The following is a 15,105-nucleotide window of genomic DNA, read 5'->3' on the forward strand; positions in this document are numbered from 1 at the left end:
CACTCCGTTTCGAAGGCGCGTGATCTCGCGCGTTGCGCAGGATCATCCGCCGCCCTTCGCCGTAGCGCAATCCGGTTTTTGCACACTGCATACAATTTGCGCGCTATGCCATTGTTTTCAGCGAGATACGTCGGTATTTTGGGCACGCCAAGGAGCCGGAAACGGCTAAGATCAATTTGAGAAGTGAGGCACGCGTGCAGCCAAAATCGGAAGCGCCGAAGGGACGAAAGTCGCCCAAACTCAAGCGGATGGGCCTGCATGAGCGTGCGGCTGCGCGGATGCGGACGATGATCATTCGCGGCGAGCTGCCGCCGGGATCGCAGACCCAGGAGACAAAACTGTCGAAGGAGCTCGGCGTGTCGCGCACGCCGCTCCGCGAGGCCATGAAAGTGCTCGCAGCGGAAGGATTGATCGAGCTCCGCCCCAACCGCAGCCCGCGCATCGCGGGCCTCGCGGTCGACGGCATCTGCGAATTGTTCGAGGCGCTGGCAGGCATCGAGCGGCTTGCCGCCGAGCTCGCCGCGGTGCGCGCCACTGACCGCGATCTTGCCCGCCTGCGCACGCTTCAGACCCGCATGGAAGGTCACCACCGCAACGGCAAGCTCGACGATTACTTCGCCATCAACGGCGAGATCCACAACACCATCGTCCGCATGGCCCGCAACACGCCGCTGCGGGAGGCGCACGAGACGTTGATCTCCCGCGCCGAACGCGCACGTTATCTCGCGCTTGGTGCCGACCGGCGCTGGAGCAATTCCGTCGACGAGCACGCCGGCATCCTCGCCGCCCTCGAGGCGCGCGACAGTGAAGCGGCCGGCCGCCTGCTCGGCGCCCACGTCCGCCAGACCGGCACCGCCCTGCTCGAAACGCTCGCGCCCAAACCCAAGCTGACGGCGGCGTAACCATGAAGCTGCTGCTGCTCAACCCCAACACCAGCACCGCAGTCACCGACCTGATGACGGATGTCGGGCAGCGCGCGGCCTCCTCCGGCACCGAGATCATCCCCTGCACCGCGACCCGCGGCGTGCCCTATATCTCGACCCGCACCGAAGCGCAGATCGGCGGCGCCATCGCGCTGGAGATGCTGGCCGAGCAGCACCGCAAGGTCGACGCCGCGATCATTGCCGCCTTCGGTGACCCCGGCCTGTTCGCCGCGCGCGAGACGTTTGACATTCCCGTGGTCGGCATGGCGGAAGCGGCGATGCTGACGGCCTGCATGGCCGGGCGCCGCTTTGCCATCGTCACCTTCGCCCAGGCGCTGGGGCCCTGGTACGAGGAATGCGTCCGCGACCACGGGCTGCGGGAGCGCTGCGCCGGTGTCCGCATGCTCGACACGCCGTTCCAGGCCATCTCCGAAGTCGGCACCGAGAAGGAGGATGTACTGGTCGAACTCGCCCAGCGCGCGATCGTCGAAGACAATGCCGATGTGCTGATCTTTGCGGGCGCGCCGCTCTCGGGACTCGCCGAGCGCGTCGCCGACCGGATCCCCGTTCCTGTCGTGGATCAGGTGGTCGCTGCCGTGAAGCAGGCCGAGGCACTTGTCGCGCTACGTCTGCGCAAGGCGACGGCGGGCACATTCCGCCGGCCCGCCGCCAAACCCACCATTGGTCTTGCCGACGCGCTCGCCGCCCGGCTCGAGCATCGCGACAGCTGATCAGAGGGGCGGCCGGCGATGCGAAAAACCCAATTCGTTTTCGATGGTACGGCCGAAGGCAAACAGGCGGGATTCGCATCCCGGTGGGGCAATGATCTGGATGCCGAACGGCAGCTCGTTCTCCCCTCGCCGCGCCGGCAGGGTCAGGACCGGGAAACCGACCAGCGACACGATGAAGGTGACGGCGAGATAATCGATCGGCGTCTCCAGCGCCGTGCCATCAATGGCTGTGACGTCGCTGATCTCGTTCGGCCAGGGAAAGACGGATGCCGCTGGCGCAACCAGGAAATCAGCGCGGGTGAACAGCTCGCGAAAGCTGCGGTAGATCGCGGTGCGGCGGCGCTCGGCGTTGAGATAATCCTCCGCGGAAAGTTTCGCGCCCGCCTCGATGTTCCAGATCACCGTGGATGTGAGCTCGGCGCGGCGCGTCCTCAGCAGCTCGCCATAGCTGTTGGCGATATGCGCGGCGCGCAGCGTGCGGAAGGTCTCGATCGCACCGCTACAATCGGGCGAGGACGGCACGACATCGGCAACGCTCGCGAGCGTCTCGCAGGCAGTGGCAAAACGCGCACGCACCTCGCGCGCAACGGGCGCGACACCGAAATCGGGCGTCACTGCGATCCGCGGACGTCCCGCAACCGGCCGATCGTCATCGACGACGCCGGTCGAGAGCGGGTCCTGCGCATCGCCTCCAGCACAAACCGACAGCGCCAGTTCGAGATCGTCGACACCGCGCGCGAGGAAGCCGTGGGTGGCCAGCATGTCCCAGCCGAGCGGACGGCGCGGCGACGGGATGCGGCCAGGTGTCGGCCGGATCGAGGCGATGTCGCAGAAGCTTGCGGGCGTGCGCACGGAGCCGCCGAAATCGGTGCCATGCGCGAGCGGCACCATGCCGGCCGCGACCGCAACGGCAGAGCCACCGGACGATCCGCCGGAGGTCAGCGCGGGATCGAAGGGATTGCGCGTCGGCCCGCGCAACCGGTTGGTGCAGACCGCACCGAAGCCGAATTCCGGCGTGTTGGTCTTTCCCAAAATGATCGCGCCGGCGCGCCGCAGCCGCGCGACCACGAGATCATCCTCGGCCGGGACGTGATCGCGGAACAGAGCCGATCCGTACGTGGTCGTAAGTCCTGCAGTGTCGGTGAGGTCCTTGATCCCTACGGGCACGCCATGCAGCGGGCCGGTTGGTGCGGATGCGGCATCGCAGATGTCCGCGGCGCGGCGGGCGCCCTCCGCATCGACCGTGACGAAGGCCGCCAATTGCACGTCACTGTGCGCAATCCGCATCAGATGCGCCTCGACGGCCTCACGCGAGGACAGCTCGCCGCGGGCAATCGCGCGCGCAAGGGTTGTGGCGGAGAGATCGCAAATCGATGTCATCGCCCCACAATGCCAAACCTCGCATCGAAAGGCGAGCGGGGCGGGCACGAGACTTGCTTTCTCCTCTGGGGTAACGGGAGGCAACACCATGGCTGAAATGCAAGGCGGCCGATCGCTGGTCGTCGACGCCGTCACCCACCGCTATCCGAGCGGCGCGCTCGCGGTCGAGAACATCAATCTCGACATCAAGGGTGGCGAGATCATCGCGCTGCTTGGACCCTCCGGCTGCGGCAAGACCACCCTGCTGCGCATCATCGCCGGCTTCATCGCGCAGACGCAGGGGCGGATCATCATCGGCGACGACATCGTCGACGCGCTGCCGCCGAACAAGCGCGCGGTCGGCATCGTGTTCCAGAACTACGCGCTGTTTCCGCATCTCACCGTCAGCGACAATGTCGGCTATGGACTGGCCGCTCGCGGCGTCGACAAGGCGACGCGCCAGCGCGAGGCGCAGCGGCTGCTGGAGCTGGTGCAGCTGCCGACCATGAGCGAGCGGTTGCCGCGGCAGCTCTCCGGCGGCCAGCAGCAGCGTGTGGCGCTGGCCCGCGCGCTGGCAATCAAGCCGTCGATCCTGCTGCTCGACGAGCCCTTTGCTGCGCTGGACAAGAATCTGCGGCTCGACATGCAGATCGAGATCAAGCGGCTGCAGCGCGTCTCCGGCATCACCACGCTGATCGTGACGCATGACCAGGAAGAAGCACTCTCGATGGCCGACCGCGTCGCGGTGCTGAGCCACGGCAAGCTCGAGCAGTTCGGATCGCCGTCCGACATCTACGACCGGCCGCAGACGCTGTTCGTGAACACTTTTGTCGGCTCCAGCAACCGCATGCCCGGTGTGGTGGTTTCGGCGGACCGCACAGCCGCCAAGGTCCGCCTCGATGCCGGCGCGGAGATCATCGCACGGCCCGCAGGCGGTACCCTCAGCGAAGGCGGTCGCGTCACCGTCTGCATCCGGCCCGAGCATCTGCAATTCGTCGGCGACGAGACCGGCTTTGCCGGCGTCGTCGGCATGTCGCTGCCGCTGGGTGCTACCGTCGTGCACGAGGTCACGACCGCCGACGGCTTCGGCGTCAAGGTCTCCCAGGCGCGCATCGGTGAGACGCGCGCACTGGAGAGCGGCGCCGCCGTGCGCCTCGCCCCGCTCGCCCCATCGCTCGCCAACGCCTTTCCTGCAACGCTTTAGATCCAGTCCAGAACGCTTTAGATCCAGTTCAAAGGGAGTTCGACCATGATCATGAACCGCCGAAGCCTGATGACGACCGCACTCACACTCGGCGCCATGAAGGCGTTTCCCGGGCTGAGCTACGCCCAGGCCCGACCGCTGGTGTTCGCGACCTTCACCGGAAGCTGGGAGGAAGCGCACAAGGCCGTGTTGGTGCCGGCTTTCCGCAAAGCCAACGCGGATGCCGCGATGGTGCTCGACCCCATGCTCTCGGTCGACCAGATCGCGAAGGTCAATGCCGCAAAAGCCAATCCGCCGATCGACGTCATGCTGCACGATCCCGGTCCGGCCCTCGTCGCCATCGGCCAGGACCTGGTCGAACCCTATCCGGTCGAGAAGAGCGCCTATTACAAGGACCTGATCGCCGAAGCGCAGGAGCCGATGGGTCCCGCCCCGTTCTTCCAGGTCGTCGGCCTCACCTACAATCCGGAAGCCGTCAAGACGCCGCCGACCTCCTGGGCCGATCTGTGGAAGCCCGAGTTCAAGGGCCGCGTCGGCATCACCAATCTCAACTCGACGCTCGGCACCGGCTGGCTGGTCGAGATCGCCAAGATGCGCGGCGGCTCGGAAGCCAATGTGGATCCCGGCTTCAAGGCGATCGAGGAGCTGAAGCCCAATCTCGCGGCCGTCGCCGCCAATCCCGGCGCGCTCGCAACCCTGTTCCAGCAGGGCCAGATCGATATCTCGCCCGGCAATTTCAACGCCATCCAGATCCTGAAAGCACGCGGCGTGCCGGTCGAGTTCGTGGCCCCGAAGGAAGGCGCCATCGCCTTCAAGACCACGATCCACATCGTCAAGAACTCGCCGAACCGCGAGCTTGCCTTCAAGCTGATCGAGGCGTCGCTGACGCCGGAGGTACAGACCACGCTGATGAACCCGCCCTATCTGATCGTTCCCACCAATTCCAAGGTGACGATGGGCGGCGAGATCGCGCGCGTGCTCGCCAAGGACACCGCCGAGCTGAAGCAGAAATTCGTGTTCCAGGATTGGAAGAAGATCAACGAGCAGCGCTCGGCCTGGATCGAACGCTTCAACCGCGAGATCAAGATCTAGGACCTCGTCATGGGCACAGCACCGGCCTCACGGGACGTCACCTCCTACGGGATGGGATTGGCAGCGCCGCTGGCGCTGTTCTTCCTGGTCTTCTTCGTGGCGCCGCTGCTGCAACTGCTCTGGCTCTCGCTGCACAACGACACGGCCGCGCTCCATTGGGGGCTCGGCCAATATCTGCACTTCCTCACCGATCCCTTCAGCCTCAGCGTGCTCGGCTCGACGCTGCTGCTGGGCGCCGAGGTGACGGCCGTCTGCCTCGTGCTCGGCTTTCCCATCGCCTGGCTCTACCAGCGGGTCGGACCAAAGTTTCAGACCATCATCATTCTGATCGTGCTGCTCCCGCTGCTGACCAGCGTCGTGGTCCGTACCTTCGCCTGGATCGTCATCCTGGGCCGCCAGGGCATCATCAACGCGACGCTGCAATCCCTTGGGATCATCGATACGCCCCTCAAACTGCTCTACACCCAGTTCGGCGTGGTGATCGCACTGGCGCAGGTGCAGATGCCGCTCATGACGCTGCCGCTGATCACCGCGCTCGGCCGCATCGATCCCAATCTCGACGATGCCTCCTGCTCGCTCGGCGCCGGGAGCTGGCGGACCTTCTTCAGGGTCGTGCTGCCGCTGTCCCTGCCCGGCGTGATCGCCGGCTGCACGTTGACCTATGCCGCGGCGATCACCGCCTTCATCACCCAGTCGCTGATCGGCGGCGGGCAGATGCTGTTCATGCCGATGTATCTCTATCAGCAGGCCTCGACGCTGCAGAACTGGCCCTTTGCCTCGGCGATCTCGATCATCTTCCTGCTCGCCGTGCTCGCCGTCGTCTCCGTCTTCACGACGCTCGGCCGCCTGTCGCGCGGCTATGGAGGTGCATGATGAGCGGACGCAAGCGCACCCTGGAAGCGTTCAGCTTCGAATTCGTGATGACCGTGATCGCGATCATCGCGCTGATCATCATCATCGCGCCTTCGCTGGTGGTGCTGATCGTCTCCTTCACCAGCGGCTTCTCGCTCCGCTTCCCGCCGCCGGGCTATTCGCTGCGCTGGTACGCCGAGCTGTGGGACGCCTGGCAGCTGCACTTCGCGGCCAAGAACAGCCTCATCGTCGCGCTGTGGGCAACGGGCCTGTCCGTCGTGCTCGGCGTCGCCGCAGCGCTCGCAATCTCGCGCTCGCCGAAACTGTCGGCGCGGCTGCTCGATTCCCTCTTCATGTCGCCACTGGTGCTGCCGGCGCTGGCCTTTGGTTTGGCTGCGCTGATGCTGTTCTCGCTGGTCGGCCTGCCGGTGTCGCCGCTGACGCTGGTGATCGGCCATACCGTGGTCTGCGTGCCCTATGTCGTGCGCAACACGGTTGCCGCGCTCGCCCAGCTGGAACCGACCCTGCTCGAAAGCTCGGCGGTACTGGGCGCGAGCCGCATCTACACCTTCCGCCGCATCGTGCTGCCACTGATCCGGCCCGGCATCATTGCGGGTGCCTTCATCGCCTTCATGTCGTCCTTCGACAACGTGCCGGTCTCGCTGTTCCTGCGCGATGCCGCCACCGACATGCTGCCGATCCGGATGTGGCAGGATCTCGAGGGCAAGCTCGACGTGACGATCGCCGCACTGTCGGGCGTGCTGATCATCGCGACCGTCGCGCTGGTCGCGGTGATGGAGCGCGTCACCGGCCTGTCGCGGCGGCTGACGAACTAAGGCTGATGGGATGAGCCTCGCCTGGCTCCGCAATGAAGCTGCGTTCCCTCTCCCTTGCTGGGCAGGGCTATCGCATATGGCGTGCACGTTGCGGCGGCATCGGCAGTGGGCTCCCTCCCCCGCTCGCGGGGGAGGGTTGGGGTGAGGGTACCTCCGCATCGGGATTGTCGAGAATTGCGGAGAATATCCCTGTGTGGAGAGAGCCCTCACCCGCCGCGCTCTGCGAGCGCGTCGGCCTCTCCCGCAAGCGGGAGAGGCGAAGCAAGCCCGCGCCGTCCTCGTGAAATCCAGATGCGAATGTCCTAGGCACCACGAAACAGCGAAAAACCCCACCGCGTGAATTTCAACGGCAGATGAAAATGCTCGTTGACATCCTTGATGCGAAAGCGGAACGGGGTCACCGTGAGGAAGCCCAAGCTGTCGCCAAAGAATTCGCCGAGATGAAACAGGACTTCGTATTCGCCCGCCGTCACATCAGCGCCTTGCGTGATGGGATGATCGAGCACGCCATTGGCACCAAGTCGTCCGTCTGCGATACGCGAAGAGTCCGGATCGATCCGCCAGATCTCGACGCGCAGCCCCTGCGCCGGCCGGCCGCTCGCCACGTCGACCGCGTGAATGGAAATACCGCCTGCCACCATGTTCCTCCCGTGAGCGCGCCGCCATGTTAGACGCAAACACGGCCATTCGGCCAGCGCCCGCGCTGCTGCCCGCCCTGGCGGCGATGACCTCGCTTCAGGCCATCGTCGCCCTCGCGATGTTCGCGCCCGGTGTGGTGGCGCCACGTGCCCATATCGAGGTCTGGCAGCTCTCGATGTTCTCCTGTGCGATATTCGCGGTCGGCATCCCCGCCTCGTTCTGGGGCGGCGGCCTCATCGCCCGGCTCGGCTCGCTGCGGATCGCAACTCTTTGCGCAGCGGCCATCGTCGTCGGCATGGCGCTGGCCTCGCTCGGATCGACCGCCGCGCTGCTCGCAGCGGGCCTCTGCCTCGGTCTTGCCATGGGGCCGGAGACGCCCGCGAGCGCGGCCCTGCTGGCGCGGCTCGTGACTGCCGAGCGGCGCGCCTTCGTCTTCTCGATGCGCCAGACCGGCAACCAGATCGGCGCGGTCTGCGGCTCGCTGGCCCTGCCCGCCATCGCCATCTGGCTCGGGCCGGCCTGGTGCTATGCGGCGGTCGGCGCCTGCGCGCTGCTCGCGATCGTGCTGTTCGAACGGCTGCGGCCGGCCTATGCAATCAAGATCGTGCCACCGCCGAAGCTCGATCTGCGTGCGCGGCTGGCGCTGGTGACCGCGGACCGGCGGATCGCGATGCTGGCGCTGGCCTCGATGCCGTTCAGCGCGATGCAGGTGTCGCTCAACACCGTCTTCGTCACGCTCGGCACCCGCGAACTCGGATTGACCCACATCGAGGCCGGCATGGCGCTCGCCTGCGCACAAGCCGGCGGCCTCGTCGGCCGGCTCGGCTGGGGCTATCTCGTCATGCGCCTCGACGCTTCCCGCGCCGTGCTCGTCATCATCGGCCTCGGCATGGCGTTCTGCGCGGCGCTGCTCGGCCTCGATGGCGCATCGCTCGGTCGCACCGGGCAATTCGTCGTTGCCGCATTGTTCGGCTTGACGGCCTCGGGTTGGAACGGCGTCTTCGTCGCCGAGATCGCCCGCCTCGCCCCGCAGGACCGGATCGGCGAGACCACGGGCGCGGTGCTGACGGCGTCCTATTTGGGCCTGCTCGCCGCACCGGCGCTGGTGTCGATCCTCGATGGCGCAGCCAGTCTCGGCGCGGCGTTCTTTACCCTGGCGTGTCTTGCGCTCGCAGGCACAATTGCACTGGCGTGGGGAGGCCATGACAAAGCGAAAAAATAGCGCACGCGAGATTGCGGCCGACGTCACGGCCGGGCGAACGAGCGCCGTCGAGACGGCGAAGGCCGCCCTCGACCGCATAGACGCCGCCAGGTCCTTGAACGCAGTGGTGACGGTCGATCCCGCACGCACGCTCGCCGATGCCGCCGCGGTCGACGATCGCCTGCGCTCCGGTGAGACACTGCCGCTCGCCGGTGTTCCCGTCATCGTCAAGGACAACATCTGGGTCGGTGGCTGGCGCATCACGCAAGGCTCACGATTGTTCAGGGATTTTGTCGCACCGCGCGATGCGATCGCGATCGAACGGTTACGCGATGCCGGCGCGGCCGTCGTCGGCATGGGCGCCACGTCCGAGTTCGCCAGCAAGGGCGTCACCACGTCTCAGCTGTATGGGCCCACGCGGCATCCGCTCGATCCCGCGCTGACGCCCGGCGGCTCATCCGGCGGGCCGGCCGCCGCCGTTGCAGCCGGCCTCGTGCCGCTCGCGATCGGCACCGATGCCGGCGGCTCCAGCCGCCGGCCACCGGCCCATGTCGGCGTTTCCGGCTTCAAGCCATCTTACGGCGCGATCCCCTATGGGCCCGGCTTCGCCGAGCCGTTCTTCGGCCTCTCCGTCATTGCACCGATCGCGACCGATGTCGCCGATATCGCGCTGGCCTTCGAGACGATGGCGGGCATCGATCCGCGCGATCCGGATTCCGCCGGCATAGCGCAAGAGGCCCAAGACATCGCGGATTTGCGCATCGCGTTCTCGCCGCGTCTCGGGCTCGACGTCGCCGTCGATGATGTCGTCGCCGATGGCATCGCTTCTGCCGTTGCGCGTCTCGCCGCCACGGGCCTGCGCATCACGCACCGCGATCCGGTCTGGCCGGCCGGCGCAACGGAAGACGCCATCATGCCGCTTCAGCATGCGGGCCTCGCCGCGCTGTATGGTGATGCCTTTCGCAAGGATCCAGCCGTCTTCGATCCTGATATCGCCAAGCAGATCGAGCGAGGACTGTCCTGGTCCGGCACCGACGTCGCCGGCGCGCTGGTGGCGAGCGCCGCGATAGCCAATGCATTCGCGGCCTTCTTCAGCGATACCGACCTGCTGCTGGCGCCAACAGTCCCCTGCGTCGCATGGCCGTTCACCCAACTCGGACCCGACATGATCGGCGGCCGCCCCGCCAGCCCGCGCGGGCATGCGGTGTTCACGCCCTTCGTCAATCACGCCCGCCTGCCGGCGATTTCGATTCCGTGCGGGCGTGACGCGCATGGCCTTCCCTTCGGTCTCCAGATCATCGCCCGGCGCGGCCAGGACCGCACGCTGCTGCGCGCCGCTCGGCAGATCGAGGCGCAGTTGCAGGCCTGGTGACGATTTCGGAATAGTAGCAATATAGCCCTGTTTTGCCCGACCGGTCAAGTCATCTCAAAGTCCCGCGTAAGCCGTTGATTCCATTATCGCCGGCTACTGTGCATGGGGTTGTTTTCGCAGTTTTTGTTTGATCAGGCGTGCTGGCTGCCGAAAGACAGACGCAACCGCCGCCAGCCGATGACGATGCCGGTGATCGAGAACACCAGCCCGAGCGCGCAGAGGCCCACGATCAGGACATCGCGCCAACGCGGATGCGCAATCAGGATTGGGAAATCGAGCGTGTGCAGCGCGCCGTAGACCCAGCGATAGGCCCGCCGCGACGCGTCCAGCCTTTGCAGCACGCTGCCGTCGGCACTGTCGATGTCGAACCAGAGGTCGCCGCAACGGGAACGGTAAACAGGTGCACCCGGGACGATGGGTAACGCCGGATAGTCATCGTTACCCGCGAGGATGGACGGCGCGTCGCAACCGGCCGCGAGGCGCCTCACCAAGCTCTCGACCTCTTGCACGCTGAGCACGCCTGCTTCTCGGCCGTCCGGCCGAACCAGGACCTGCTTGTCGAGACCAATCCGCTCGCGCCGATAGACCGCGCCGTTGAAGCCAAGCCATTCGACGTCGCGAGCCGAGGACGATATCGGCTTCCGATCGAGCGCGGCGGCTGTCTTCCAGTCCGGCATGGCGTTCGTCACGCCGACCTCAGCGGCGGTCAACTGCCCGCGCGAGAACAGCCGGCCGTGGTCCATCGAAAGCCAGCCGCTGAAGATCCAGGTCAGCACGAAAGTTGTCGCGACGAGACCGATGACGTGATGCAGCGCGTGCCAGCCCCGATAAGGCGATGAGATTTGCCGCCCGCGAATCCTGAGCCGCACGACACCGAGCACCGCGCCCAGCACCGCCGCGATCAGGCCCAGCAGCGACAATGTCCAGACCACGCCGTCCCACAGCGCCCAATTGCTCCTGAGGACCGTCGGGTAGATCCAGTGCAAAACACTGCCGGCGAGATTCCAGCCGCGTTCGCCCCGCGTCGTATCCAGCACGACCTCGCCGGTCCGCGACGCGACGTAGACCTCCGTTCCCGCGTCGTCGCCAAGGGCCACGCGAAACAGCGGCCGGTGGCGATCAAAGCCGTTCGACACGCTCCATTGGTCGTAGTCCGCCTCTGCAACGACAGCCGCATGCGCAGCATCGAGCCCGCGACGGCGCGCATGCGCCTGCGCGATGGCGAGTGCGACCTCGGGCGACCGCACCGATGCATCCTGCCCGTCAGCGGCGCGAACCGCGCGCAGGCGCGAGGGCCCCGACACGATGTAGACCGGCCCGTCGCCCCGCTGAACCAGTCGCACGCGCGTGGCATCGGTGATGCCGCTTGCCGCCACCGCGTCAGCAACCGCTATGGCGTTCCCTGCATGATCCACCGGCCCAAGGCCGGCAAATCGCTCCGCTTCCGTCAGCGACGGAAACGGAACGAAGTGCATCACGATCCCGGTCGCGAACCACATCGCGAACAGCAGGCAGAACACGATCCCGAGCCAGCGATGCAAGAGGACGATCGCGCCCATCATGTGGTCAGCGCCCTACCATTTGAACGCGGCCGAGAGCTCATAGGTTCTGGGCGCGCCGAGCAGGATCTGGTCGGGATAGAACGGATCGCCCCAGATCGCGTAACGCTTGTCCGCGATGTTGCGCACGCGGAAGGTCAGCCGGGCCTGGTCGACCGCGTTGAACACCGTCTTGGGAATGTCGACGAAGGCATAGACGTCCGCGACGGTGTAGGCCTTCAGCGTTACCGTGTTGGCGTCGGTGTTGTAGCGATCACCGACATGGCGGCCGGTGATGCCGAGTTCCACCGGCCAGGGCGTGAAGAACCGGTAGGACGCGCCGGCATTGGCGACGACGCGCGGCACGTTCGGCGGTGTGTTGCCGGAGAAGGAGCCGCCGACAAAATCGAAGTCGGCGTAGCGCGCATCGACATAGGCGATGTTGCCCCACAGACGCAGCGGCTCGATCGGGCGCACCGAGGCGGCAAGCTCCACGCCCTTCGACTCCTGCCGACCGGCAATATTGAGCGCCTGCCCGCCGGCTGCGGCGTAGACGTTCTTGCGCAGGATGTCGTAGGCCGAGAACGACCACTCCGCCCGGTTGTCCCAGAACAGATGCTTGACGCCGGTCTCATAAGTGCGCGCCGTCGTCAGGTCGAGCGGCTGGGTCGGCAGGAGCAGGAAGATGTTGTTGGCGGAGATATCAGCCCCAGTCGCGTACTGGCTGAAGAACGTCAGGCCCGGTACGGCCTCCCAGGTGTAACCGATACGGCCCGTCACCGGCGCCCAGTCCTTCGTGAACGGAAAACCCGCGTTCACAAGGCCGGCGGAGTCGGTCGAATTGCGGTCGAGCCCGATATGCTCGACCCGCAAGCCGCCGATCAGCGCGAAGGTCCGCGTCAGCTTCAGCCGGTCCTCGAACGACAGCGCCTCGTTGTCGATCCGAGCGGTCTGCTGCTTGGTCGTCAGCAGGCCGTAAAAGCCACGGTTGGGATCAACGAGATCAACGGAATCGCTGGGGGGTTTAGCGGCGCCGGGCCGAACAAAATCGAGATAGCTCGACGAGAGCGTCGTAACCAGGCGATTGTCGAAGCCTGCGATGTTGGCATCCCAAGTGAGGTCGGTGATGTTGCCGACAAGGCGCTGGCTGTGCGCAACATAGAAGCGGCTGCGGTCCACCGTATTCGTCGCGGTGTTGAATGCCTCGACCTCGTTGTTGAACCACGAGCGTTCCGCTCCATAAGCATAGGCTTGGCTCTTCAACGTCAGGTCGGGCGCCAGCTTCAGCTCGAAGCCGCCACGCAGCCAGACTTCCTGCGCCACGTTGCGATTGTCGAGAACGTTGTAGTTGGTGTTGAAGGTGCGATCATCGATCGTGATCGGCCCGAGATTCGACGGGTTGAAGCTCGAGACGTAAGTGCCCGAGACGATCCCCGTCGTCGCGTGCGAGCCGCTATAGGCGACCGGCACCAGCGGCGCGCCCCAATAGGCTTTTGAACGATCCTCGCGGTACTCGATCGCACCCCAGACCTTGAGGCTGTCGGAGATGCGGTAGTTGAGCTGGCCGGAGACATCGAGCGTCTTGGTATTGGTGTCGTCGGCAAAGCCATTGAGCGAAGAGCGGCTGATGTCGAACCGGTAGTCGAGGCCCTGCACATTGGTGCTGCCGCCCGAGCCGTAATGCGCCCGGAACGAGTTCAAGGAATCCCAGGAAAAGTCCGCCTCGTTGCGAACAGGCCCCGTGTGCGGCTGCTTGGTGACGAAGTTGATCGCGCCACCGGCGGCGCCCTCGCCTGATATCAGCGAGGCCGGGCCTTTCAGGAATTCCACTGCCTCCAGATTGGCGGTGTCCATGATCCGCGAGGTCATGTTCTGCGGGCCGATCTTGATGCCGTTGTAGAGCGTGTTGATCTGGCTGTTGGTGAAGCCGCGCATCGAGAAAGCCGAAGGCTCGGCCGGGTTGTCGCCAGCGGTGACGCCAACCGCGCCCTGCGCCACGTCGGAGACAGTGCGGTAGCCTTGCTCGCGCATGGTTTCGGCCGAGATCACTTCCACGGTCGCCGGCGTTTCGCGCACGGTCAGGCCAAGGCGTGAGGCGCTTTCGGCCACGGCATTGCTATTGAGCGGCGTCTGTGCTGCCGCGGTCGGCACGACCGGCTTGGGCGTTGCGGATGCGGCCGCTGGCCTGCGCGCTGCTGCGCGGCGTACACTCTGCCCTTCCCGGCCAGCCGGCTTGGCCTGCTTGCGCGATTGGGCGGGTGACACCTCCACGGGCGGCAACTGTTCACGCGCCTGCTGCGCCAGCGCGGCTGGGAGATCAAGAGCGGCAAAGGATGTGAGCGCGGCGGATGCGAGCAGGAATGCGCGCGGTCGTGCAATATGAATAGGAAACACGGTCGTGGACCTCGGTATGACGTCAGTGGCACGTCACCGCGAACCAAGGTCTCATCTTCGGCCTATCAAGCCTCCGATGAAGCCGAATGTCTGTACTCCCCGACCGACATCTTCGCGTGTGACCACGGCTGACGGCAGGTCTCCTGGCTCGCGGGTCGTTACCTTGCATCGCCTTCCCGGGACCGAGATACCCAGTGGCTCGTGATGCAAGATTCGCCGCTTACAGTTGCGGGGGCAGCCACGGCATTGGGGACAATGTCCCCGCACCGCATTCCCTTTTCATCCCCTCGCGGGGAAACCGTCGCGAGCATCTAGGATTACGATCAAGACAGAGTCAATGTACAAGCTGCGGCGTTATTGCCACAGCAACCAACTTCCTTGGAGATGAGCATGGAAGGCGAGACCTTCCTCTGGCTGATCCGACATGCACCCGTCGACGGCATCGCCGGGACGATCCACGCGCCCGACGCGCCCGCGGATCTGACCGACCGCGCGCAACTGGAAGCGCTGCTGCGGCAATTGCCGCGGGATTGCGCGAGCTATGCCAGCCCGTCGCGTCGCACGGTCGAGACGGCCCGCGCGCTCGAGCTCGATCCGGTGTTGGTCACCGAGTTCGGTGAGCAGGATTTCGGTGGCTGGACCGGCCGCAGGCATGACGAGCTTGCCGCAACGGGTGGCGACGCCTACGCGCAATTCTGGAGCGAGCCGGCTCATACACGACCACCGGGCGGCGAAAGTTTTGAGGATCAGGTCGCGCGCGTCCGGCTGGGACTCTCGAAGATCGAAGCTGGGCCGGCAACACTGATCGTGCATTCCGGCACGATCCGCGCTGCGCTGTGCATTGCACTGGACCTTGCGCCGCAAGCGGCCCTGCGCTTCGTGATCGATCCGCTGTCGCTCACCAGGATCGACCGGCTCGCGACCGGCTGGCGCGTCGGATCGGTCAATCGGCGCGTCGTGTGAG

The 15,105-nt window shown here is 65.9% G+C and carries 13 protein-coding genes and 1 riboswitch; of the genes, 9 read left to right on the forward strand and 4 right to left on the reverse strand.

Annotated elements, in window-relative coordinates; translation table 11 throughout:
- Positions 1-194 precede the first annotated feature (194 nt).
- Positions 195-902 carry a GntR family transcriptional regulator gene (locus AC1RR3_RS20885; RefSeq protein ID WP_492824998.1) on the forward strand — a complete coding sequence of 236 codons (708 nt, stop codon included), beginning with the start codon at positions 195-197 and terminating at the stop codon, positions 900-902.
- Between the two features lie 2 nt (positions 903-904).
- Positions 905-1,654, forward strand: coding sequence for an aspartate/glutamate racemase family protein (locus AC1RR3_RS20890; RefSeq protein WP_492824999.1), 750 nt, complete (start codon positions 905-907; stop codon positions 1,652-1,654).
- Here the strand turns inward: AC1RR3_RS20890 and AC1RR3_RS20895 are convergent, their stop codons facing one another.
- Positions 1,655-3,034, reverse strand: a complete 1,380-nt coding sequence (locus AC1RR3_RS20895) for an amidase (RefSeq protein ID WP_492825000.1) — start codon at positions 3,032-3,034, stop codon at positions 1,655-1,657.
- 88 nt (positions 3,035-3,122) lie between these two features.
- Between AC1RR3_RS20895 and AC1RR3_RS20900 the strand changes: the two genes are divergently transcribed.
- Genes AC1RR3_RS20900 through AC1RR3_RS20915 form a run of 4 tightly spaced genes read left to right on the forward strand, consistent with a single transcriptional unit; the run spans position 3,123 to position 6,997 of the window.
- Positions 3,123-4,217, forward strand: coding sequence for an ABC transporter ATP-binding protein (locus AC1RR3_RS20900; RefSeq protein WP_492825001.1), 1,095 nt, complete (start codon positions 3,123-3,125; stop codon positions 4,215-4,217).
- Positions 4,218-4,262: 45 nt separating this feature from the next.
- Complete coding sequence (locus AC1RR3_RS20905) at positions 4,263-5,309, forward strand: ABC transporter substrate-binding protein (RefSeq protein WP_008138281.1); 1,047 nt, start codon at positions 4,263-4,265, stop codon at positions 5,307-5,309.
- Between the two features lie 9 nt (positions 5,310-5,318).
- Positions 5,319-6,182: an ABC transporter permease gene (locus AC1RR3_RS20910; protein ID WP_492825002.1), complete on the forward strand. Its 864-nt coding sequence runs from the start codon at positions 5,319-5,321 to the stop codon at positions 6,180-6,182.
- Positions 6,182-6,997 (forward strand): ABC transporter permease, encoded by an 816-nt coding sequence (locus AC1RR3_RS20915; RefSeq protein WP_492825003.1) that lies wholly within the window; start codon positions 6,182-6,184, stop codon positions 6,995-6,997. The genes AC1RR3_RS20910 and AC1RR3_RS20915 overlap by 1 nt, the downstream gene beginning before the upstream one ends.
- Before the next feature lie 302 nt (positions 6,998-7,299).
- Here AC1RR3_RS20915 and AC1RR3_RS20920 read toward each other — a convergent pair whose 3' ends face one another.
- Positions 7,300-7,635, reverse strand: coding sequence for a hydroxyisourate hydrolase (locus tag AC1RR3_RS20920; RefSeq protein WP_492825004.1), 336 nt, complete (start codon positions 7,633-7,635; stop codon positions 7,300-7,302).
- A gap of 26 nt (positions 7,636-7,661) precedes the next feature.
- On the opposite strand from AC1RR3_RS20920, the gene AC1RR3_RS20925 reads away from it, so the two are divergent.
- Together AC1RR3_RS20925 and AC1RR3_RS20930 are read left to right on the forward strand one after the other, a co-directional pair.
- Positions 7,662-8,858: an MFS transporter gene (locus AC1RR3_RS20925; protein ID WP_492825006.1), complete on the forward strand. Its 1,197-nt coding sequence runs from the start codon at positions 7,662-7,664 to the stop codon at positions 8,856-8,858.
- The gene (locus AC1RR3_RS20930; protein WP_492825007.1) at positions 8,839-10,209 is read left to right on the forward strand and encodes an amidase; all 1,371 of its coding nucleotides are present in this window, start codon (positions 8,839-8,841) and stop codon (positions 10,207-10,209) included. Before AC1RR3_RS20925 ends, AC1RR3_RS20930 begins: the two co-directional genes overlap by 20 nt.
- 131 nt (positions 10,210-10,340) lie before the next feature.
- Here the strand turns inward: AC1RR3_RS20930 and AC1RR3_RS20935 are convergent, their stop codons facing one another.
- Positions 10,341-11,771, reverse strand: coding sequence for a PepSY domain-containing protein (locus AC1RR3_RS20935; protein WP_492825008.1), 1,431 nt, complete (start codon positions 11,769-11,771; stop codon positions 10,341-10,343).
- A gap of 12 nt (positions 11,772-11,783) precedes the next feature.
- Positions 11,784-14,141, reverse strand: coding sequence for a TonB-dependent receptor (locus AC1RR3_RS20940; RefSeq protein WP_492825010.1), 2,358 nt, complete (start codon positions 14,139-14,141; stop codon positions 11,784-11,786).
- Between the two features lie 116 nt (positions 14,142-14,257).
- Positions 14,258-14,459: riboswitch (cobalamin riboswitch) on the reverse strand.
- Positions 14,460-14,531: 72 nt separating this feature from the next.
- Between AC1RR3_RS20940 and AC1RR3_RS20945 the strand changes: the two genes are divergently transcribed.
- Positions 14,532-15,104, forward strand: a complete 573-nt coding sequence (locus AC1RR3_RS20945) for a histidine phosphatase family protein (protein WP_492825011.1) — start codon at positions 14,532-14,534, stop codon at positions 15,102-15,104.
- Position 15,105 lies beyond the last annotated feature (1 nt).

This window comes from Bradyrhizobium sp. GW821-FHT13H05 (assembly GCF_058804065.1).

Coding starts and splice junctions, on each gene's coding strand:
- AC1RR3_RS20890 (WP_492824999.1), top strand. CDS start 905: ATGAAGCTGCTGCTGCTCAACCCCAACACCAGCACCGCAGTCACCGAC.
- AC1RR3_RS20895 (WP_492825000.1), bottom strand. CDS start 3,034: ATGACATCGATTTGCGATCTCTCCGCCACAACCCTTGCGCGCGCGATT.
- AC1RR3_RS20900 (WP_492825001.1), top strand. CDS start 3,123: ATGGCTGAAATGCAAGGCGGCCGATCGCTGGTCGTCGACGCCGTCACC.
- AC1RR3_RS20905 (WP_008138281.1), top strand. CDS start 4,263: ATGATCATGAACCGCCGAAGCCTGATGACGACCGCACTCACACTCGGC.
- AC1RR3_RS20910 (WP_492825002.1), top strand. CDS start 5,319: ATGGGCACAGCACCGGCCTCACGGGACGTCACCTCCTACGGGATGGGA.
- AC1RR3_RS20915 (WP_492825003.1), top strand. CDS start 6,182: ATGAGCGGACGCAAGCGCACCCTGGAAGCGTTCAGCTTCGAATTCGTG.
- AC1RR3_RS20925 (WP_492825006.1), top strand. CDS start 7,662: ATGTTAGACGCAAACACGGCCATTCGGCCAGCGCCCGCGCTGCTGCCC.
- AC1RR3_RS20930 (WP_492825007.1), top strand. CDS start 8,839: ATGACAAAGCGAAAAAATAGCGCACGCGAGATTGCGGCCGACGTCACG.
- AC1RR3_RS20935 (WP_492825008.1), bottom strand. CDS start 11,771: ATGATGGGCGCGATCGTCCTCTTGCATCGCTGGCTCGGGATCGTGTTC.
- AC1RR3_RS20945 (WP_492825011.1), top strand. CDS start 14,532: ATGGAAGGCGAGACCTTCCTCTGGCTGATCCGACATGCACCCGTCGAC.